This is a genomic window from Micromonospora sp. CPM1, from assembly GCF_023896895.1.
Classification (GTDB): domain Bacteria; phylum Actinomycetota; class Actinomycetes; order Mycobacteriales; family Micromonosporaceae; genus Micromonospora; species Micromonospora tulbaghiae.
In genome coordinates, this window is sequence record NZ_JAMHIU010000026.1 from 19,254 (window position 1) to 37,985 (window position 18,732).

18 protein-coding genes and 1 pseudogene are annotated in these 18,732 nt (G+C 73.4%); 9 read left to right on the forward strand and 10 right to left on the reverse strand.

From position 1 onward, the window contains the following. Positions 1-167 precede the first annotated feature (167 nt). The gene (locus M8C11_RS25560; RefSeq protein ID WP_252453861.1) at positions 168-977 is read left to right on the forward strand and encodes a DNA-formamidopyrimidine glycosylase family protein; all 810 of its coding nucleotides are present in this window, start codon (positions 168-170) and stop codon (positions 975-977) included. 1 nt (position 978) lies between these two features. Here M8C11_RS25560 and M8C11_RS25565 read toward each other — a convergent pair whose 3' ends face one another. From M8C11_RS25565 to M8C11_RS25580, 4 genes are all read right to left on the reverse strand, one after another. Further along, positions 979-1,851, reverse strand: coding sequence for an aminoglycoside phosphotransferase family protein (locus M8C11_RS25565; RefSeq protein WP_252453863.1), 873 nt, complete (start codon positions 1,849-1,851; stop codon positions 979-981). 57 nt (positions 1,852-1,908) lie between these two features. Continuing rightward, positions 1,909-3,330, reverse strand: a complete 1,422-nt coding sequence (locus M8C11_RS25570) for a WGR domain-containing protein (protein ID WP_047892010.1) — start codon at positions 3,328-3,330, stop codon at positions 1,909-1,911. A gap of 78 nt (positions 3,331-3,408) precedes the next feature. After that, a complete protein-coding gene (locus tag M8C11_RS25575) occupies positions 3,409-4,791 on the reverse strand; it encodes an FAD-dependent oxidoreductase (RefSeq protein WP_252453865.1) in 1,383 nt (460 codons plus the stop codon). 41 nt (positions 4,792-4,832) lie between these two features. After that, on the reverse strand, positions 4,833-5,981 hold the full coding sequence (locus tag M8C11_RS25580; protein WP_252453867.1) for a glutamate--cysteine ligase: 1,149 nt from the start codon (positions 5,979-5,981) through the stop codon (positions 4,833-4,835). 175 nt (positions 5,982-6,156) lie between these two features. On the opposite strand from M8C11_RS25580, the gene M8C11_RS25585 reads away from it, so the two are divergent. The 4 genes from M8C11_RS25585 to M8C11_RS25600 all read left to right on the forward strand — a co-directional run bounded on the left by M8C11_RS25585 (position 6,157) and on the right by M8C11_RS25600 (position 10,524). Beyond that, complete coding sequence (locus M8C11_RS25585) at positions 6,157-6,441, forward strand: DUF6412 domain-containing protein (RefSeq protein WP_252453868.1); 285 nt, start codon at positions 6,157-6,159, stop codon at positions 6,439-6,441. 126 nt (positions 6,442-6,567) lie between these two features. Further along, complete coding sequence (locus tag M8C11_RS25590; RefSeq protein WP_120573316.1) at positions 6,568-7,314, forward strand: membrane protein insertase YidC; 747 nt, start codon at positions 6,568-6,570, stop codon at positions 7,312-7,314. A 76-nt stretch (positions 7,315-7,390) separates the two neighbouring features. Beyond that, positions 7,391-8,815 carry a carbohydrate-binding protein gene (locus M8C11_RS25595; protein ID WP_252453870.1) on the forward strand — a complete coding sequence of 475 codons (1,425 nt, stop codon included), beginning with the start codon at positions 7,391-7,393 and terminating at the stop codon, positions 8,813-8,815. A gap of 143 nt (positions 8,816-8,958) precedes the next feature. Beyond that, a complete protein-coding gene (locus tag M8C11_RS25600; protein ID WP_252453872.1) occupies positions 8,959-10,524 on the forward strand; it encodes a cellulose binding domain-containing protein in 1,566 nt (521 codons plus the stop codon). Positions 10,525-10,537: 13 nt separating this feature from the next. Here M8C11_RS25600 and M8C11_RS25605 read toward each other — a convergent pair whose 3' ends face one another. After that, positions 10,538-11,200 (reverse strand): DedA family protein, encoded by a 663-nt coding sequence (locus M8C11_RS25605; RefSeq protein ID WP_252453875.1) that lies wholly within the window; start codon positions 11,198-11,200, stop codon positions 10,538-10,540. A gap of 70 nt (positions 11,201-11,270) precedes the next feature. Further along, on the reverse strand, positions 11,271-11,864 hold the full coding sequence (locus M8C11_RS25610) for a DUF1349 domain-containing protein (protein WP_252453878.1): 594 nt from the start codon (positions 11,862-11,864) through the stop codon (positions 11,271-11,273). A 53-nt stretch (positions 11,865-11,917) separates the two neighbouring features. Here M8C11_RS25610 and M8C11_RS25615 point away from each other — a divergent pair, with 53 nt between their 5' ends. Together M8C11_RS25615 and fabG are read left to right on the forward strand one after the other, a co-directional pair. Beyond that, the gene (locus M8C11_RS25615; protein WP_252453881.1) at positions 11,918-13,570 is read left to right on the forward strand and encodes an alpha-amylase family protein; all 1,653 of its coding nucleotides are present in this window, start codon (positions 11,918-11,920) and stop codon (positions 13,568-13,570) included. Between the two features lie 61 nt (positions 13,571-13,631). Beyond that, complete coding sequence (gene fabG, locus M8C11_RS25620) at positions 13,632-14,390, forward strand: 3-oxoacyl-ACP reductase FabG (RefSeq protein ID WP_013288301.1); 759 nt, start codon at positions 13,632-13,634, stop codon at positions 14,388-14,390. Here fabG and M8C11_RS25625 read toward each other — a convergent pair. Then, a pseudogene (locus M8C11_RS25625) lies at positions 14,363-14,832 on the reverse strand (hypothetical protein). The gene fabG and the pseudogene M8C11_RS25625 sit on opposite strands and share 28 nt — an antisense overlap. Next, the gene (locus tag M8C11_RS25630; protein WP_121683832.1) at positions 14,825-15,235 is read right to left on the reverse strand and encodes a hypothetical protein; all 411 of its coding nucleotides are present in this window, start codon (positions 15,233-15,235) and stop codon (positions 14,825-14,827) included. Before M8C11_RS25630 ends, M8C11_RS25625 begins: the two are co-directional and overlap by 8 nt. A gap of 131 nt (positions 15,236-15,366) precedes the next feature. Here M8C11_RS25630 and M8C11_RS25635 point away from each other — a divergent pair, with 131 nt between their 5' ends. Further along, on the forward strand, positions 15,367-16,263 hold the full coding sequence (locus M8C11_RS25635) for a Gfo/Idh/MocA family protein (RefSeq protein WP_252453884.1): 897 nt from the start codon (positions 15,367-15,369) through the stop codon (positions 16,261-16,263). 12 nt (positions 16,264-16,275) lie between these two features. On the opposite strand, the gene M8C11_RS25640 is transcribed toward M8C11_RS25635, so the two are convergent. Further along, on the reverse strand, positions 16,276-17,214 hold the full coding sequence (locus M8C11_RS25640; RefSeq protein ID WP_252453886.1) for a hypothetical protein: 939 nt from the start codon (positions 17,212-17,214) through the stop codon (positions 16,276-16,278). 472 nt (positions 17,215-17,686) lie between these two features. Here M8C11_RS25640 and erm point away from each other — a divergent pair, with 472 nt between their 5' ends. Beyond that, positions 17,687-18,493: an ErmE/ErmH/ErmO/ErmR family 23S rRNA (adenine(2058)-N(6))-methyltransferase gene (erm, locus tag M8C11_RS25645; protein WP_252453888.1), complete on the forward strand. Its 807-nt coding sequence runs from the start codon at positions 17,687-17,689 to the stop codon at positions 18,491-18,493. Here the strand turns inward: erm and M8C11_RS25650 are convergent. Continuing rightward, on the reverse strand, positions 18,477-18,671 hold the full coding sequence (locus tag M8C11_RS25650; protein ID WP_091422483.1) for a DUF2795 domain-containing protein: 195 nt from the start codon (positions 18,669-18,671) through the stop codon (positions 18,477-18,479). The two genes, erm and M8C11_RS25650, sit on opposite strands and share 17 nt — an antisense overlap. Positions 18,672-18,732 lie beyond the last annotated feature (61 nt).

Consider the following 18,732-nt stretch of genomic DNA (forward strand, 5'->3'; position numbering starts at 1 on the left):
CCGGGGTGGCGCATCACCCCGCGCTTGTCCCTCCGGCGAGATCGAGCTGCTCGCAATGGCTCCCGAGCGCTACCGCCGCCAGTCTTTCAGTCGACGGACATCGATTCAATGTCGTCCCAGCGCCCGAAGTCGCCGACGGTGCCGTCCGCTGACTACGCTTGGCGGTCGTGCCAGAGGGACACTCCATCCACCGCCTCGCCGCCCGGCACGCCGAGCTGTTCGCGGGCGACAAGGTGCACGCCGACAGTCCGCAGGGCCGCTTCGCCGAGGGCGCGGCCCGCCTGAGCGGCACCGTCCTGGACGGCACCGAGGCGTACGGCAAGCACCTGCTGCACCACTACGCGGGCGAGTTGACGCTGCACGTACACCTGGGTCTGTACGGGAAGTTCGCCGACGGGCCGGGGGAGCCGCCCGCCCCGGTCGGGCAGGTGCGGCTGCGGCTGCACAGCGACCGGCACTGGCTGGAGTTGCGCGGCCCAACCGCCTGCGAGCTGCTGACGCCGCCCGAGGTGGCGGCGCTGCGGGACCGGCTCGGGCCGGATCCGCTGCGCGCCGACGCCGACCCGGACCGGGCGTACGCGCGGATCCGCCGCAGCCCCACCCCGCTGGCCGCGTTGCTGCTCGACCAGTCGGTGGTGGCCGGCACCGGCCTGATCTTCGTGACCGAGGCGCTGTTCCGGGCCGGGCTGCCGCCGCTGCTGCCGGGCCGGGAGCTGACGCCGGCCGGCTGGGCCGAGCTCTGGGCGGACCTGGTGATGCTGATGACCCGCGCGGTCGAGCGGGGCCGGATCGACACGGTGCGCGACACCGACCTGCCGGAGGTGACCGGCCGCGCGCCGCGCGTCGACCGGCACGGCGGCGAGGTGTACGTCTACCGCCGCCCCGGCGCGCCCTGCCACGTCTGCGGCACGGCGGTCAGCCGGGGCGCGCTCGCGGGACGCAACCTCTACTGGTGCCCCACCTGCCAGGCGGGCTGAGTCACATCTCGTCGAGCAGCCAGCGGGCCGCCTCGACGTTGCCGGGGAACACCTGGTCGCCGCCGATGCTCCAGGCCACCGTCTGCCCGATCGCCCAGCCGCGTACCCGCTTCCGGTCCAGGCCCAGCTCGGCGCTGAGCCGGTCGAGCCGGTGCCGGACCGCCGCCGGGGAGTGACCCAGCTCCGCGCCGCGCACGAGCGGCACCACAGCGAACTCCCGCTCGCCGACCAGCGGCTTCGGGTCGATCACCAGCCACGGCTCGCGCCCGGCGGCCAGGACGTTGCCGGCGTGCAGGTCCTGGTTGACCAGCACCTGCTCGCCCTGGCTCGGTGCCAGGTCGGCGAGCAGCCCGAGCGCGGCGTCGAGCAGGCGCCGCTCGTACGGGCGGCCGGCCCGCCGCCAGTTACCAGGCATCCGTTCCGCCCAGCCGGCCGCCTCCTCGGCCAGCGGCGTGAACGGCGCACCGGCCGGGACCGTGAGCCCCGGCAGCAGGCCGATCGCGACGTCGAGCGCCGCGTCGGCCGTCAGGGAGTGCAGCGGCGTGCCGGGGTCGCACCGCTCGACGAGCAGCGCGCGCCGGTCGGCGTCGTGGGCGAGCAGACGGATCGCGCCCCGCCCGTCCCAGTGCGCCAGCGCGGTGGCCTCGTGGACGCTGTCGTCGTCCGGGTACTGGAGCTTCAGGACCGCCCGGGTGCCGTCCGGCAGCGTCGCGGGCAGCGCCAGCGAGGCGAACGCGTACGCGAACGGCGGCCCGACCGTCAGCTCCCACCGCGCGACGCAGTGGGCCAGCCGGCCGGGCAGCTCCGCGAGCCACGCCCGGCCGGCCTCCGTCCGCTCGACCCAGCGCAGCCCTTCGGGAATGTCGCACCGCATCGGGACATCCTGACCGGTGCGGCGACGATCCGCAGGCCCGGCCCGGCCGGTGTCTCGTCAGCGCAGCCGGCGGATGTCCCCGTACGCCCGGTAGAAGCCGCCCCGGCCGGACTCGCGGACCTCGGTGACCAGGTAACGCGCGCCCGGCTCGCGGATGCCCTTGGGGAACTGCACCGACCAGTCCCGCCGGTAGCCGTCGGCGAGGACGTGGACGCGCAGCCGGCCGCCCTGCTCGACACACTGCACCAGCACGCCGTCGCGGTCGTCCGTGGTCACCTCGACCGACGTCCAAGCGGCCGTCTCGGGCATCCGGGCCGGCGCCTTGACGTCGACCACGTCGGGCACGCTGCCCGCCTCGGCCGCCCGGATCGCCGCCTCGCTCGCGTCGATGCAGGCCAGGTAGCCGCTCGTGGTGACCACGTAGAGCCGGTTGTCGTGGTACTGCATCGAGTACGCCGAGCCGCAGCCGGTGCCGAGCTTCCACAGCCGGTTGCCGGCCTGGTCGAAGCAGTAGATCGAGGAGGCGCTGTCGCCGGCGAACACGTACCGGCCGCCCTCGGCGGTGGCGCAGGAGAAGACCGCCGAGTCGCAGCGGTAGACCTGCTCGGCCCGGCCGTCCTTGCGCAGGCGCACCACCTCGCGGGTGCCGGTGCCGGCGAAGACGGCGTCCCGCTCCTGCCAGCCGAACAGGACCGCCCCGGTGCCGGTGTGCCACAGCTCGCGGCCGGTGCGCCAGTCGTAGCCGGTGACCCCCTGCGAGTGGCCGTGGTAGAGCGCGTCGGCGTCGCAGCGCACCATCCACGCCGACCGGCCCCGCCCCGGCCGGCGCCAGAGGAACTCGTCCTCGTGGTCGATCGCCGAGATGCCGCCGTCGCGGTCGGACACGCCCAGCACGCCGTCGTGGATGTCCAGCCAGTAGATGTCGATCTCCGGCGCGATCGCGTACGCCGCGCGGGGCACCTTGCCGGACAGGTCGTAGACGTTGCCGTCGTCGCAGCCGGCGTAGACCCAGGCGTCGTCGGCGACGATGCACTTCACCCCGTCGGGGAGCCGGACCTGGTTGACCAGCCGGGCGTCGTGGTCGAGCGTGGTGATCACGCCGTGCTCGTTGCCGACCATGCAGTGCCGGTCGTCGACGAAGATGCCGAAGGCCGGCGCGCCCGAGGCGTACCGCCAGAGGACCGGGGCGGTGCGGGCGGTCGAGCGGGTGCTGACGATCTGCCGGCGCGACACGGTCCGCTTCTGGCGTACGCCGGGCACCGCCGGGGCGTACCCCTTGCGGACCTTCTCGCCGATCTTCTTCGCGGCGGCGGCGCGGGCGCGGGTGTTGTCCGGGTAGGTGCTCGTCTTCACCTGGCCCTGGTCGCCGATCCGCCCGTAGCGCACTGTCATCGCGGTGTCGTCGACCACCACCTCGTAGAACTTGTGCGCTCCACCGTCCACTTCGGACAGTTCGAGGTAGGTCGTCTCCTGCGACATGGGGGGTTACCTCCGAGGGGAAGTGCCGGACCGGCAACGCGACAGCGCGCACACGCTAACGCCGGCCACCGACACTTCTCATCTGCCGCCGGCGGCGAGCGCGTCGACGGCCTTGCGGGCGGCGATGAGCACCGGATCCCAGACCGGGGCGTACGGCGGCGCGTAGCCCAGGTCGAGCGCTGTCATCTCGTCCACTGTCATGCCGTTCCACAGCGCCACGGCCAGCGCGTCGATCCGCTTGGCCGCCTCGGACCAGCCGACGATCTGCGCCCCGAGCAGCCGCCCGCTGGGCCGCTCGGCGATCAGCTTGACCGTCATCGGCCGGGAGCCCGGGTAGTAGCCCGCCCGGTTCGTCGACTGGGCCAGCACGGTGACGAACTCGAAGCCGGCCTCCCGCGCGTCCCGCTCGCGCAGCCCGGTGCGGCCCACCTCAAGCTCGCAGACCTTCGTGACGGCGGTGCCGATCACGCCGGGGAAGGTGGCGTACCCGCCGCCGATGTTGATGCCGACCACCCGGCCCTGCTTGTTGGCGTGCGTGCCGAGCGGGATGTGCACCGGCATGCCGCTGACCCGGTGCAGGGACTCCACGCAGTCGCCCGCCGCCCAGACGCCGGACGCGCCCGGCACCCGCATCCGGCGGTCGGTCCGGATCGCGCCGGAGGGACCGATCGGCAGGCCGGCGGCCTCGGCGAGCGCGGTGTTGGGGCGTACCCCGAGACCCAGCACCACGACGTCGGCCGGGATCGGCCCCTCGTCGGTGACCACCGCGGAGATCCGCCCGTCCCGCTCCTCCAACCCGGTGACGGTGAGGCCGGTGCGGACGGCGATGCCGGTGCCGCGCATCGCGTCGGCCACCAGCTCGCCCATGTCCGGGTCCACTGTCGACATCGGCTGGTCGGCCTGCTCCACCAGTTGGACGGAGAGCCCGCGCTGCACCAGCGCCTCGGCCATCTCGACGCCGACGTAGCCGCCGCCGACCACCACCGCGCGCCGGGGCCGGGGCTCGCGTTCGAGCCAGCCGATCAACGCCGCGCCGTCGTCCAGCGTCTGCACGCCGAACACGCCCGACACGTCGTCGCGCGCCCAGTCCGGCTGCACCGGGGACGCGCCGGTGGCGTACACCAGGGTGTCGAAACCGGCGCGGACCTCGCCGCCGCCGTCCAGGTCCCGCGCGGTCACCTCGCGGCGGTCCAGGTCGATGGCGGTGACCTCGTGCCGGGTACGGACCTCGATGCCGAACTCGTCGCGGAAGGTCTGCGGGTCGCGGCTGATCAACTCGTCCCGGTCCTCCACCAGGCCGCTCACCCAGTAGGGGATGCCGCAGGCCGAGTAGGAGGTGAAGTGCCCTCGCTCGAACGCGACGATCTCCAGGTCGGACCGGTCGCGGCGGCGGCGCCGCGCCTGCGACGCCGCCGACATGCCGGCGGCGTCGCCGCCGATGACGATCATGCGCTCGGCCACGTCGCCCATCCTGTCACGCCGGGCCACGGCCGTGCGGCCGCTCAGCCACGGGTCTGCCGCGCCACGTCCGCGACCACGTCGACGAGGCTGCCGGTACGCGCGAACACCGCCCGCTGCCGCGCCGCGCCGCTGCCGTGCCGGCGCAGCCCGCCGAGCAGATCGGTCACCCGGTCCAGGTCGCCGTGCCGCTCCAGTTCCGGGCGCAGCCGGTCGATCAGCCGGTCCAGCAGCTCCCAGGCCGGGCGCAGCTCACCGTCGGTGAGGTCGACGCCCTCGCCCTCCAGCCCGTCGTGCGCCGCGCGCCAGTGCGCCGCCACCAGCAGGTGGTGGTCGGTGTTGACGGCGGGACGGCCGGCCGCGATGTCGGTGAGCGCGGTGGCGACGAGCGCGCGGACCAGCGCCGCCACCAGCACCGCGTCGTCCACGGACGGACAGACGTCGCCGATGCGGATCTCCACCGTGGGGTACTTGGCGGAGAGCCGGGCGTACCAGTAGAGCATTCCCTCGTCCAGCATCACGCCGCTGGCGATGAGCTGCCGGATCAGCCGCTCGTAGTGCTCGTGCGACTCCAGGAACGGGGTGGGCGCGACCGACGGCCAGCGTTCCCACTCCACCGAGCGCCAGCTCGCGTACCCGGTGTCCTCGCCCCGGGAGAACGGGGAGTTCGCGGTGACCGCCTGCAGGATCGGCAGCCACGGCCGGACGTGGTTGAGCACCTGCACGCCGGTGTCCGGGTCGGGGATGCCGACGTGGATGTGCATGCCGTTGTTGCCGGGACCGGGCACCAGCAGCCGGAACCGCTCGATCATCCGGTCGAAGCGCGGCTTGTCCACCACCGGCGGCACCGGCCCGTCGACCGGTCCGGTACCGATCGCGAGCAGCCGTACGCCCGCACGCTCGGCCGCGTCGGCCAGCTCGGCGCGCAGCATCGACAGCGAGTGCCGGATCGAGGACAGCTCCAGCCCGGGCGGGCTGCCGATCTCGATCTGGCTGGTCTGGAACTCGCGTTCCACCTGACCGCGCAGCTCGGCCGGCACCTGCTCCATCACGAGGTCGACGGCGGGTACGGCGGTCCCGGTGTGCGGGTCGGCGAGCAGGAACTCCTCCTCGACGCCGACTGTCAGCAGGTCGGTTCCGCCCGGTGCGGCGCTCCGCTCCCGCTCCGCCACTGAGCCACTCATCGTCACCACCGTCTCTCCGGACCGCTCACGGCACCGTGCCGCGTGGTCGAGATCCTGTTACCCACCGTGTCCGTTTCGGGAAACGTGCCGGCGGGCGTGTCGGCACCGGTTCGCCCGATCGGGTCGGCCGGGCGCGTTCGCGCATGGGCCCGCCGGGCGTGACAACGCGGGCTAGGGTGGTCGCGTGGCGGGGATCCTGGCGGTGCTGACGGGAGCGTGGGCGTACGCCCTCGCCCTGGTCGCCGACCGGCCGGCCGGGCTGCTCGCCGGTGCGGCCGTCGTGGCCGCGCTGCTGCTCGCCACCCTGCTCGCGCTGCGGGTCCGCGCGCTGCCCACGTCACCCGGCACCCGGTTCGCCGTCGCGCTGCGCGCTCGCGCCCGCCGTCGCGGGGTGCCCCGGCAGGTCGACCCGGACGCGCCGGGGCGTCCGCGCCCTCGCGCACCCGGCCTGCACCCCTCGGCCGCGTAGCCACCTCCCGGCCCGCGTCGGCGGGCCTCCGTTCCAGGCTTTCGCGGCCGATTCCGTCGTCATCCGTCCCGCCGCGCGGCACGTCGCCGCCCGGGACACCCGGAATCGTCATCGAGGGGTCCACCCATGCTCGCCTTCGCACCGTTGCACTCCGCGGCCTCGGCCGCGGCCACAGTCGTCACCTGGCTCGCCGACGTGCTCGCCCCGCTCACCGGCGGCGCCGCCACAGCCGCCGCCATCGTCCTGTTCACGGTCGGCGTCCGGCTGCTGATCTCGCCGCTGACGGTGGCCCAGGTCCGCGGGGAGCGGCGTCGCACCGCGCTCGCCCCCGAGGTACGGGAACTCCAGCGCCGGTACGCCGACGATCCGGCGCGCCTCCAGAGCGAGGTGTTCGCGCTCTACCGCAACGCCGGGGCCAGCCCGGTCGCGGGCTGCCTGCCGGCCCTGTTGCAGGCGCCGTTCTTCCTGGTCATGTACCGCCTGTTCGCCACCGGCGACGGCGCGCCGGAGCTGCTGGGGGAGCGGCTCGCGGGCGTACCGCTGGGCTGGCACCTCGGCGACGGGCTGGCCGGCCCGGTCCCGCTGGTGTTCGGGGTGCTGCTGGCCGCGCTGCTCGCGCTGGCCTGGTGGTCGTCGCGGCGGATGCGCCGGGCGGCGGCCGCCACCGGCACGGTGGCCGGGACGCCGACCGAGGGTCCGGGCGCGGCGGTGCTCGGGCGGCTGCTGCCGCTGCTGCCGTACGCCACTGTGCTCGTCGCGCTCGTGGTGCCGCTGGCGGCGGTGCTCTATCTGGTCACCACCACGGCGTGGACGGCGCTGGAGCAGGTGGTGCTGCGCCGGCCGCAGCCGGCGGCGGCCATCGACAAGCGTTGACAAGTGCGGGGGCGGCGCGTAGAAATCGCCTCAGAGAGCGCTCTCCCGGACCCGTCCCCGCAGAGAGGCACCCCGAATGAACCCGATCCCGGCGGCCCCGGCCGCCTCCGCCACCGTGCCCCGATCACGCCGCCGGCTCGCCCTGGCCGCCGGCGTCCTCGCGCTCACCACAGCCCTCGCGGGCGTCTCGATGACCGCCCAGGCGGCGGTGCCCCCGACGCCGTCCGGCTGGAACCTGGTGTGGAGCGACGACTTCACCGGCCCCTCCGGCACGCTGCCCTCGTCCGCCAACTGGATCATCGACACCGGCACCAGCTACCCGGGCGGCCCCGCCAACTGGGGCACCGGCGAGATCCAGACCTACACGTCCAGCACCGCCAACCTGGCCCACGACGGCTCGGGCAACCTGCGCATCACGCCGCTGCGGGACTCGGCCGGCCGTTGGACCTCGGCCCGGATCGAGACGGTGCGTTCCAACTTCAAGGCGCCGTCGGGCGGCGTGCTGGCCCTGGAGGGCCGGATCCAGATGCCGAACGTGACAGGCGCGGCGGCGTCCGGGTACTGGCCGGCGTTCTGGGCGCTCGGCTCGCCGTACCGGGGCAACTACCAGAACTGGCCGGGCATCGGCGAGTTCGACGTGATGGAGAACGTCAACGGGATCAACTCGGTCTGGGGCGTGCTGCACTGCGGTGTCGCGCCGGGCGGCCCGTGCGGGGAGTTCAACGGCATCGGCGCGTCCCGGGCCTGCCCGGGCAGCACCTGTCAGTCGGCGTTCCACACCTACCGGTTCGAGTGGGACGCCTCGGTGAGCCCGCAGCAGCTGCGCTGGTACGTCGACGGCCAGCTCTTCCACACCGTCGGGCAGAACCAGGTCGGTGAGCCGTACTGGAGTCAGATGACCAACCACGCCGGCTACTTCCTGCTGCTCAACGTGGCGATGGGCGGCGGATTCCCGGACGGGGTGGCCGGCTCGGCGACCCCCACCGCCTCGACCGTGCCCGGCCGGTCGATGCTCGTCGACTACGTGGCCGTCTACACCCGCGGTGGCGGGAGCAACCCGTCGCCCACGCCGACCACGCCGCCGCCGGGCGGGGTGCGTGACGCCTACTCGACGATCCAGGCCGAGTCGTTCAACGCGCAGAACGGCGTGCAGGTGGAGACGTGCGCCGAGGGTGGCCAGGACATCGGCTGGCTCGCCAACGGTGACTGGGCCCGCTACGACAACGTCGACTTCGGCTCGACGCCGCCGCGCGACTTCGTGGCCCGGGTCGCCTCCGGCGCGGCGTCCGGGGTGAGCGGGCTGGTGGAGGTCCGGGTGGACAGCCCGACCGCGCCGCCGATCGGCAGTTTCGCGGTCGGCAACACCGGCGGCTGGCAGACCTGGCGCTCGGTGCCGGGCAACGTCGGCGCGGTGACCGGGCGGCACACCGTCTACCTGACGTTCAGCAGCGGCCAGCCGTCCGATTTCGTCAACGTCAACTGGTTCACCTTCCGCCGCTGAGGCGCGGCCGGGGCGCGGCCCGGGCCCTCGGTCCGGGTCGCGTCGAACCGGTGCTGGACAGAAACAGTTAACACTCCTAATAATAGGCGCACGTCGACGGTTGTGAATTCCTCTCCACCCCCGCCCGTCCCCTGGAGGACGCCGTGAGACTCCGCCCCCGCCTGGCGACGCTCGCCGCCGCGCTGACCACCGCCGTGGTCGCCGGTGCCCTGCTCGCCGCGCCGCCCGCCTCCGCCGCCACCGCCGCCTTCGTCCGCACCTCCAGCTGGAGCAGCGGGTACGAGGCACGGTTCACCGTCACCAACGACAGCTCCGCCGCGATCTCCTCGTGGAACGTCCAGTTCGACCTGCCGTCCGGCAGCACGCTCGGCTCCTTCTGGGACGCCCGGCTGACCACCTCCGGCCAGCACGTCACCGCCGTCAACCAGTCCTGGAACGGCGCGCTCGCCCCGGGCGCCAGCACCAGCTTCGGCTTCGTCGTCAGCGGCACCGGCGACCCGGTGAACTGCACTGTCAACGGCGCCTCCTGTGCCGGCGGCGGCAACCCCGGCAACCCGGGCGCACCGGCCACGCCGGGCGGGCTGCGGGTCACCGGCACCACCGCGTCGTCGGTCTCGCTCGCCTGGAACGCGGTCTCCGGGACGGTCACCGGCTACCGGGTGTACGAGGGGACGACCGTCAAGGCCACCGTCACCGGCACGTCGGCAACCGTCTCCGGGCTGGCCGCGTGCAGCGGGCACAGCTACACGGTGACCGCGTACAACGGCACCGGCGAGTCGGCGAAGTCGGCGGCGGTCGCGGCCACCACCAGCGGCTGCACCGGTGGCGGCGGTGGCGCGATGGCCGCCGCGCCCTACCTGTACCCGGGCTGGGGCGACCCGCCCGCGCCCGCCACGGTGATGGGCGCGACCGGGATCAAGTGGTTCACCATCGCGTTCGTGCTCTCCGGCGGCGGCTGCACCCCGGCCTGGGACGGCAACGGCCCGCTGACCGGCGGCACGCACGCCGCCACCATCGCCGCGATCAAGGCGGCCGGCGGCGACGTCATCCCGTCCTTCGGCGGGTGGAGCGGCAACAAGCTCGGCCCGAACTGCTCGACCGCCGCCGCCCTGGCCGGCGCGTACCAGCAGGTCATCAACGCGTACGGGCTGAAGGCGATCGACATCGACATCGAGAACAGCGACGAGTTCGAGAACGAGGTGGTGCAGGACCGCATCCTGGACGCCCTGAAGATCGTCAAGCAGAACAACCCGGGCATCAAGACGATCATCACGTTCGGCACCTCGACCACCGGGCCGTCGTACTACGGCACCCGGCTGATCAACCAGGCCGCGGCAAAGGGCGCCGGGATCGACGTGTTCACGATCATGCCGTTCGACTTCGGCGGCGGCGCGAACATGTACCAGAACACCGTGAACGCGGCCGAGGGCCTGAAGACCGCGCTGCGCAACGCGTTCGGCTGGTCCGACGCCACCGCGTACGCGCACATGGGCCTGTCCGGCATGAACGGCCTCTCCGACCAGCAGGAGCTGACCTCGCCGGCCACCTGGACGCAGATCCGCGACTGGGCCAAGGCGCGCGGCCTGGCCCGGTTCACGTTCTGGTCGGTCAACCGGGACCGGCCCTGCCCCGGCGGCGGCGTGGTCGCCAACTGCTCCGGCATCGCGCAGAACACCTGGGAGTTCACCGGCATCACCGCGGGCTTCTGAGCCCGCCCGGCGGTCAGCGCCCGGTGGTCACCGACTGCCGGGCGCGCCGCCGGCGCACCTTCTTCACCGCCCAGCTCACGATCATGAAACCGAAGACGGCGAAGATCGCGTAGTTGAACCACTGGCTGTACCTGTCGACGTCCTCCCACCGCGAGCCGAGGACGTAGCCGGCGCCGACGATCAGCGCGTTCCAGACCCCGCTGCCCAGCGTGGTGAGCAGGATGAACTCGCCCAGCGGCATCCGGTTGGCGCCGGCCGGGATCGAGACCAGGCTGCGGACCACAGGCACCACCCGGCCGATCAGCACCGCCCACCGGCCGTGCCGCTCGAACCAGCGGTCGGCCTTCTCCAGATCCTCCAGGTCGACCAGCGGGATGTGGTCCAGCCAGCGCTTGAGCCGCTCCTCGCCGAGCGCCGCGCCGAGCCAGTAGAGCACCAGTGCGCCGAGCAGCGAGCCGGCGGTCGCGGCGACCACGATCAGCGCGAGGTTGAACCGGCCCTCGGCGGCCAGGTAGCCGGCCATCGCCAGCACGATCTCGCTCGGGATCGGCGGGATGATGCTCTCCAGCGCCACCAGCAGCGCCACGCCGACCGCGCCGAGCGAGTCGATCACACTCGCCACCCAGCCGGTCAGCCCGGTGAACTGGTTCGGGTCGACGTCCTGGGCCAGGGCCATGGCGGTCCTTCCACGCGAGAGCCGGAGATCCGAAGGTGTTACCCGGACCGGCGGCCGTCACACCTGTGACTCAGCCCTCCGGGTGCAGCGCGGCGTCCGCCGGACCCCGCCGCCAGCCGGTGAAGCGGACCAGCAGGCCGCCCCGGCTGGGCGAGCAGCAGTACGGCCCGGCCGAAGCCGCCGCCGCCGGATCGAGGGGGGCGACGCGGACCAGCCGCCACGGCTCGTCCTCGCACCGGGCCCGCACGGTCAGCGCGTCGCCGGCCCGGCTCACCCGGACCGTCACCTCCCGGCCCGACCAGTCCGGCACCGGCGCCACCGACCAGTCGGAGAACTCGTCGGTGACCACGGCGCCCACCTGCGGCGAACCGTCGCTCACCTCGACCCCGGCCTTGGTCCATCGCCGCTCGTCCACCCGCACCAGCACGCCGGCCTGGTCGAACTGGGCTGCGTAGTCGAGGACGAAGGACACCTCCACGGCGCCGCCCACCGGAAACGGCGCGAGCAGCGCCGAGCCGTCGTCGTGTACGAAGCCGTAGCTGGTGCGCCGCCAGAAGTCGCTGCCGCCGCGCGGCTGCACCAGCAGGCCGCCGTCGACCGGCTCGGCCCGCTCGGGCGGGTTCAGCCAGGTGCCTGCCGACCAGTCGTACGCCTCCTCCTGCATCCCGGCACCGTACCGGGTTTGCCGCCGCGCGCGATCGGAGAAGTAGTAGCCGCATGGGTGACAGGTGGTATCAGGAGGCGGTCGTCTACTGCCTCGACGTCGACACGTACGCGGACTCCGACGGCGACGGGGTGGGTGACTTCCAAGGGCTGATCGGCCGGCTCGACTACCTGGCCCGGCTCGGCGTGACCTGCCTGTGGCTCAACCCGATCAACCCCTCGCCGAACAAGGACGACGGGTACGACGCCACCGACTTCTACAACGTGGACCCGCGGCTGGGCACGCTCGGCGACTTCGCCGAACTGCTGCACCAGGCGAGCAACAGGGGCATCCGGGTGATCATCGACCTGGTCGTCAACCACACCTCCGACCAGCACCCGTGGTTCCAGTCCGCCCGCTCCTCGCCGGATTCGCCGTACCGGGACTGGTACGTCTGGGCCGACCACGAGCCGGACGACCGCCACCAGGGCATGGTCTTCCCGGGCGAGCAGCACGAGACCTGGACCTACGACCGGACCGCCAAGGCGTGGTACTACCACCGCTTCTACAAGTTCCAGCCGGACCTCAACATCGAGAACCCGCGGGTCCGGGCGGAGATCAAGAAGATCACCTCGTTCTGGCTCCAGCTCGGCGTCTCCGGCTTCCGGATGGACGCGGTGCCGTTCATCATCGAGCGCACCGAGCCGGGCAACCCGAACTCGCCCAAGGATTTCGAGTTCCTCACCGACCTGCGCCAGCACGTGCAGTGGCGGCGCGGCGACGCGGTCCTGCTGGCCGAGGCGAACGTCGAGCCGGACGAACTGCCGGTCTACTTCGGCGACGGCAGCGGCTCGGGCAACCGGATCCACATGCTGTTCGACTTCATGCTCAACGGCCGCCTGATGCTCGCCCTGGCCCGGGAGGACCCGGAGGTGATCATCGAGGCGTTGCGCGACACCCCGAAGCTGCCCACCGGTGGCCAGTGGGCCACGTTCCTGCGCAACCACGACGAGATCGACCTGTCCCGGCTCACCGCCGACCAGCGCAACGACGTGCTGGCGAAGTTCGGTCCGGACGAGAACATGCAGCTCTACGGCCGGGGCATCCGCCGCCGGCTCGCCCCCATGCTCGGCAACGACCGCCGCCACATCGAGCTGGCGTACTCGCTGCAGTTCTCGCTGCGCGGCACGCCGGTGCTGCGCTACGGCGAGGAGGTCGGGATGGGGGAGGACCTGTCGCTGGACGGGCGCGACGCGATCCGTACCCCGATGCAGTGGTCCTACGCCGACAACGCCGGCTTCTCCACGGCCGATCCGGAGAAGCTGGTCCGCCCGGTGATCGACAAGGGCGAGTACGGCTACCAGAAGGTCAACGTCACCGCCCAGCGCAAGGACCCGCGCTCGCTGCTCGGCTGGTTCGAGCGGATGATCCGGACGCTGCGCGAGGCGCCGGAGACCGGCTCGGGCAGCACCACCCACATCGACGTGCCGATGCCGCCGGGCGTGCTCGCGCACCGCGCCGACGGGCGTACCGGGACCATGGTGTTCCTGCACAACCTCGGCACCGAGGACGTCGAGGTGGACCTGAGCACGCTGGCGCCGGAGGCGGACCTGCCGATCGACGTGCTGAGCGACCGCAACTACGAGGACGTGGGCAAGCTCGACCGGCTCAAGCTCGGCGGGTACGGCTACCGGTGGATCCGGCTGTGCCGGGGCCACGAGCGGTAGGGGGCGGCGTACCGGCGGGTTAAGCTCCTTCGATCGAGCCACAAGTTACCGGGAGGTAAGCATGTCGGAGGAGCCCCGCGTCGCCATCGTCACCGGAGCCGCGCGCGGCATCGGGGCCGCGACCGCCCGCCGGCTGGCGGCCGACGGCATGGCCGTCGCCGTGGTCGACATCGACGAGTCCGCCACCAAGGAGACGGTGGACGCCATCGGCTCGGCCGGCGGCCGGGCGCTCGGCGTCGGCGCCGACGTGTCCGACCGGGCCCAGGTCGAGGCCGCCGTGGAACGGATCGCCGCCGAACTGGGCGCACCGACAGTGCTGGTCAACAACGCGGGTGTGCTGCGCGACAACCTGCTGTTCAAGATGACCGAGGGCGACTGGGACACGGTCATGGGCGTGCACCTGCGCGGGGCGTTCCTGTTCAGTCAGGCCGCGCAGAAGCACATGGTCGAGGCGAAGTGGGGCCGGATCGTCAACCTGTCCAGCACGTCCGCGCTCGGCAACCGGGGCCAGGCGAACTACTCGGCCGCCAAGGCCGGCCTCCAGGGCTTCACCAAGACGCTGGCGATCGAGCTGGGTCCGTTCGGGGTGACTGTCAACGCGGTCGCGCCGGGCTTCATCGTCACCGACATGACCGCTGCCACCGCGGCGCGGATGAAGGTCGACTTCGACGACCTGCAGAAGCACGCCGCCGCCGAGATCCCGGTACGCCGTCCCGGCCGCCCGGAGGACGTCGCGCACACCATCTCGTTCCTGGCCAGCGAAGGCGCGTCCTTCGTCTCCGGCCAGGTCATCTACGTCGCCGGCGGTCCGAAGGACTGACCGGCCCCACCCGGCGCGGGCCCGCTCAGGCGGGGTCGCGCCGGGTGCGCCAGAGCCAGAACAGGCCGAGCACCGGCAGCACCAGCGGTACGTAGCCGTAGCCGCTGCCGAAGTCGGACCAGACCGTCTCGTCCGGGAACAGTTCTTTGTCGGCGATGCTCAGCACGCCCACCCCGAGCACCCCGACGAGTTCGACGGTGCAGCACGCGAGCGCGATCCGGCGGCCGGCGTGCCCGGCCCGGGCCAGTCCGACCGCCGCCACGATGTAGATCAGCGCGGCGAGCGCGGAGAGCAGGTACGCCACCGGCGCCTCGTCGAACTTCGTGGCGATCTGCAACCCGGCCCGCGAGGTCGCGGCGATGGCGAAGACGATGTAGACGGCGATCAGCAACCGGCCCGGCCCGCGGTTGGTGGCGCGCTGCTCGGTCGTGGTCTCAGCCACCGAGGGCCTCCCAGGTCTGCTGGAGCCGTACCGCCACCACGGGCGTGACCAGGCAGATCGCGCAGACGATGCCCGAGCCCCAGCGGGTCGGCTCCATCCGGGCCAGCACCCAGGCCAGCGGCGGCAGGCAGACCAGCGTCGCCAGGTAGCCGAAGAACGCGCCCGGCTCGCCCGGCCGGTCCCCGCCGCCGAGCGCGACGAGCGCCGTCACGGTGAGCGCGAGCAGCGCCACCTCCAGCACAGCCAGGCCGATGAACTGGATCCGGTCCGGCGGCCGGTGGCGTACCGCCGCCACCAGGGCCCAGACGGCGACCGCCAGCGAGATCACGATCGCGACCGTGGCGAGCGGCCCGTCCACCGGAGAGGCGGCCGCCGCGCTGGTCGTCGACACGGTGTCGTTCACCGGCACAGCCTACTAACCGGTGTAGTAGCGGCTCGCCCGCCGGGTCGTGGCGCGCCGGACGGGCCGGGGGACTAGCGTGGATCACGGTCCCGGCGCACGCCGGTGGCGGCCGTCGACGGTAGGGGGTCGGGGTGCGGATCGGGTTGTTCGGCACGGGTTACTGGGCGGCGCAGACGCACGCCGCGGCCATCGAGGCGCACCCGCGGGCCCGGCTCGCCGGCGTGTGGGGGCGCAACCCCGCGAAGGCGGAGGAACTGGCGACCCGGCACGGCGTGCCGGCCTTCACCGACGTCGACGCGCTCATCGACGCCTGCGACGCGGTCGCCGTGGCGCTCCCGCCGGACGTGCAGGCCGACATCGCCGTCCGGGCCGCCACCGCCGGGCGGCACCTGCTGCTGGACAAGCCGCTGGCGCTCGACCTCGCCGACGCCGACCGGGTGGTCGCCGCGGCGCAGGCGTCCGGGGTGGCCTCGGTGGTCTTCTTCACCCAGCGCTTCCACCCGAACGTCACCGGCTTCCTCGCCGCGACCGCGGCGGCCGGCGGCTGGCAGCACGCCCGCGCCACCATGTTCGCGTCGATCTTCCAGCCGGGGAACCCGTACGGCGACTCGGGCTGGCGGCGGGAGCGCGGCGCGCTCTGGGACATCGGCCCGCACGCGTTGTCGCTGATCCTGCCGGTGCTCGGCCGGGTCACCCGGGTCGCCGCGATGGACGGCCCGAGCGGCCTGGTGCACCTGCTGCTCACCCACGACGGCGGCGCGACCAGCTCGCTCTCGCTCACCCTGGACGCGCCGTCCGAGGCGGTCACCCGGGACTTCGTCTTCTTCGGCGAGAACGGCACCGAGACGGTGCCGCCCGGCGACGGCAGCGCGCTCCAGGCGTTCGGCGCCGCGCTCGACCAGTTGCTGGAGGAGGTCGACGCGGGCACCCGCGACCACCGCTGCGATGTGCGGTTCGGCCGCGAGGTGGTGGCGGTGCTGGACGCCGCGCAGACCGCCCGGGCGCAGGGACGCACCGTCGACCTGTAGGGAAGGGCCGGGTCACGAGCCGGGACGGCCGCGGTAGCCGATGGGTCCTTCCCCGGTGCGCTGGTACGTGCCCAGGAATCCGTCGTCGGCGAAAGCGACGGTGCCGTTGTTGCCGTTGCCGTGGCGCCAGCTCATCCTGGTGACCGCGTGCCCGGGCACACCCACCGCGACGAGCAGGTCCCCGGAGCGGTGCCACCCACCGCTCCAGCCCTCCTCCGTGGTGAACCGCCGAGCCTGCTCGGCCCTGGAGCCGCGCCCGGCGAGCCGGCCGCGGAACTCCCTCGGCCGCTGACCCGGCTGCCGGCGCCAGCCGTAGAAGGCGGCCTGCTGCTTTTCGAACGTGATCGCGTACTCCGCGCCGGACGTGTCCGCCCACGCCACCTGGTCGAGGAGGGCTTGTTCGCCGCGATCGATGAGAATGGTGACCTCGCCGGCGTCGGTCGCGTACCGCAGCACGGGCTCGGCGATCGCCTGCCGTGCCAGCGCCAGGCCCGCCTGGTCGTGCGCGTGCATCGGATCGATCGTCACCCGGTACAACCACAGCATGCTGCGGGCGTCGGCGCCGCTGTCGATCCGCAACGTGTTCCGGCCGGCGACCAGGTCCTCGGCGGGGACCGCGAAGACCAGACGCTGCGGCAGACCACCGCCGTTCGGGATCCGCATCCGGTCGGCCAGCGGTCTGCCGTTGAGGCGAACGGTGAGCGGGGCGTATCCGGGCTCGCGGGAGAACATCGACGTGAGCGCCCGCAGGGCGACACAGGCCTCCCGGACGACGACCGGGTCAGGCACGTCGAACTCCAGCTCGACCGATCCGCCGGCGCCGATTGCCAGGTGGTCGCCGGCAGCCGAGGACCGCTCGACACCGGTGATCGTGACATTCCCGGTACGTGGCGGTTCGGAACCGAAGTCGGCGTAGGTCGGTTCCATCTGGACCTCGGCATATTTGTACATTCCACAAAGGATAGATCAACGGGGGTCGGCCGGCGCACCGTCGAGCTGGAGAAAACCGGTCGCCCGGGCCGGACCCGGGCGTTAGCGTGGCGGCATGTTCACGCATGCCCTGATCCGTGTGGCCGTCGCGCCGGCCGCGTGTGGGCTCCTCCTGGACGCCCGTCCGCGGTTCCGGCGCCCGGCCCTGGCCGGCCGGTACGCCGCCCGCGTCTGACCTGACCGCCGGTTCCCGACCCGCCCCGAGGGGCGCCGGTCGTGCCACCTCGCCGAGGTGGCGGTACCCGTGGTTCGTCCACGCCACCTCGCCGAGGTGGCTGTCTCCGGCATGCGCCGCGTCCCGGCCACTCCCCAGGGTCCGAGTCCCGATCCGCTCGGACCGCCCGCCCGATCCGCCCCACGCCGCCTCGACGGCGGGGGACACCCGCGCAGCGGTCCGTACCCGTCGCCGTCCGGCGACAGTCAGGACGAACCCGTGGCGCCCCGCCGAAACACCGCACGCGACCGGTCCCGTCGCGTACTGTCCCAGAACTTCCTCGCCGACCCGGCCGCCGTCGCGCGGATGGTCCGCGCGGTCCGGCCCGGCCCGGACGACCTGCTGCTGGAGGTCGGCGCCGGTCGCGGCCGGCTGACCCGGCCGCTCGCCGCGCGGTGCGGGCGGCTGATCGCGTACGAGGTCGACCCGGCCGTGCTCCCCGAGCTGACAGCGGCCTGCGCTCCGCTGCCGAACGTCGAGGTACGGGCGGCCGACTTCCTGGCCGCGCCCCCGCCCGCCGGGCGGTTCTCGGTGGCGGGCAACATCCCCTGGTCGCTCACCGCGGCGGTGGTCCGCTGGTGCCTGGCCGCACCAGGGTTGCGTACCGCGACGCTGCTCACCCAGCTCGACTACGCCCGCAAGCGCACCGGCGACCACGGCCGGTGGAGCCGGCTCACCGTGCTCACCTGGCCCGAGTACCACTGGCGGCTGGCCGGGCGGGTGCCCCGGACCGCGTTCCGGCCGGTGCCGGGCGTGGACGGGGGCATCCTGCGGCTGGAGCGCCGGACGACGCCACTCGTGGCGCCGGCCGCGCTGCCCGCGTACCGGCGGATGGTGGAGCTGGGCTTCGGCGGAGTCGGCGGCTCGCTCGCGGCCTCGCTGCGCGCGGGCCATCCCCGGCCGCGGGTCGACGGCGCGTTGCGGGCGGCGCGGATCGCGCCGGACACCCCGGTCGGGCTGGTCTGGCCGGAACAGTGGCTGGTGCTGTTCCGGCTGCTGCACGCGCCGCTCAACCGGCGAGCGTGACCAGCGCCTCGACCAGTTCGGCCGGGGTGTCGAACTCCTCGGCCGGCAGTGTGCGCAGCCGCTGGAGCGTCTCGGTGCTGGCGCCGTTCTCCTGGCCCCAGCGGACCAGGTCCTCCCGGGAGACCGGGTAGTCCAGCCCGGCCAGGAACTCCTGCAACTGCGCGCCGGTGACGGTCATGCCGCCCGGCTACCCGCTGGGCCCGGCGGCATGCCCGCCGCCGGGCCGCGGCGGCGGTTTG

Coding starts and splice junctions, on each gene's coding strand:
- M8C11_RS25565 (WP_252453863.1), bottom strand. CDS start 1,851: ATGCGGTGCGACATTCCCGAAGGGCTGCGCTGGGTCGAGCGGACGGAG.
- M8C11_RS25570 (WP_047892010.1), bottom strand. CDS start 3,330: ATGTCGCAGGAGACGACCTACCTCGAACTGTCCGAAGTGGACGGTGGA.
- M8C11_RS25590 (WP_120573316.1), top strand. CDS start 6,568: ATGCTCGCCTTCGCACCGTTGCACTCCGCGGCCTCGGCCGCGGCCACA.
- M8C11_RS25595 (WP_252453870.1), top strand. CDS start 7,391: ATGAACCCGATCCCGGCGGCCCCGGCCGCCTCCGCCACCGTGCCCCGA.
- M8C11_RS25605 (WP_252453875.1), bottom strand. CDS start 11,200: ATGGCCCTGGCCCAGGACGTCGACCCGAACCAGTTCACCGGGCTGACC.
- M8C11_RS25610 (WP_252453878.1), bottom strand. CDS start 11,864: ATGCAGGAGGAGGCGTACGACTGGTCGGCAGGCACCTGGCTGAACCCG.
- M8C11_RS25615 (WP_252453881.1), top strand. CDS start 11,918: ATGGGTGACAGGTGGTATCAGGAGGCGGTCGTCTACTGCCTCGACGTC.
- fabG (WP_013288301.1), top strand. CDS start 13,632: ATGTCGGAGGAGCCCCGCGTCGCCATCGTCACCGGAGCCGCGCGCGGC.
- M8C11_RS25640 (WP_252453886.1), bottom strand. CDS start 17,214: ATGTACAAATATGCCGAGGTCCAGATGGAACCGACCTACGCCGACTTC.
- M8C11_RS25650 (WP_091422483.1), bottom strand. CDS start 18,671: ATGACCGTCACCGGCGCGCAGTTGCAGGAGTTCCTGGCCGGGCTGGAC.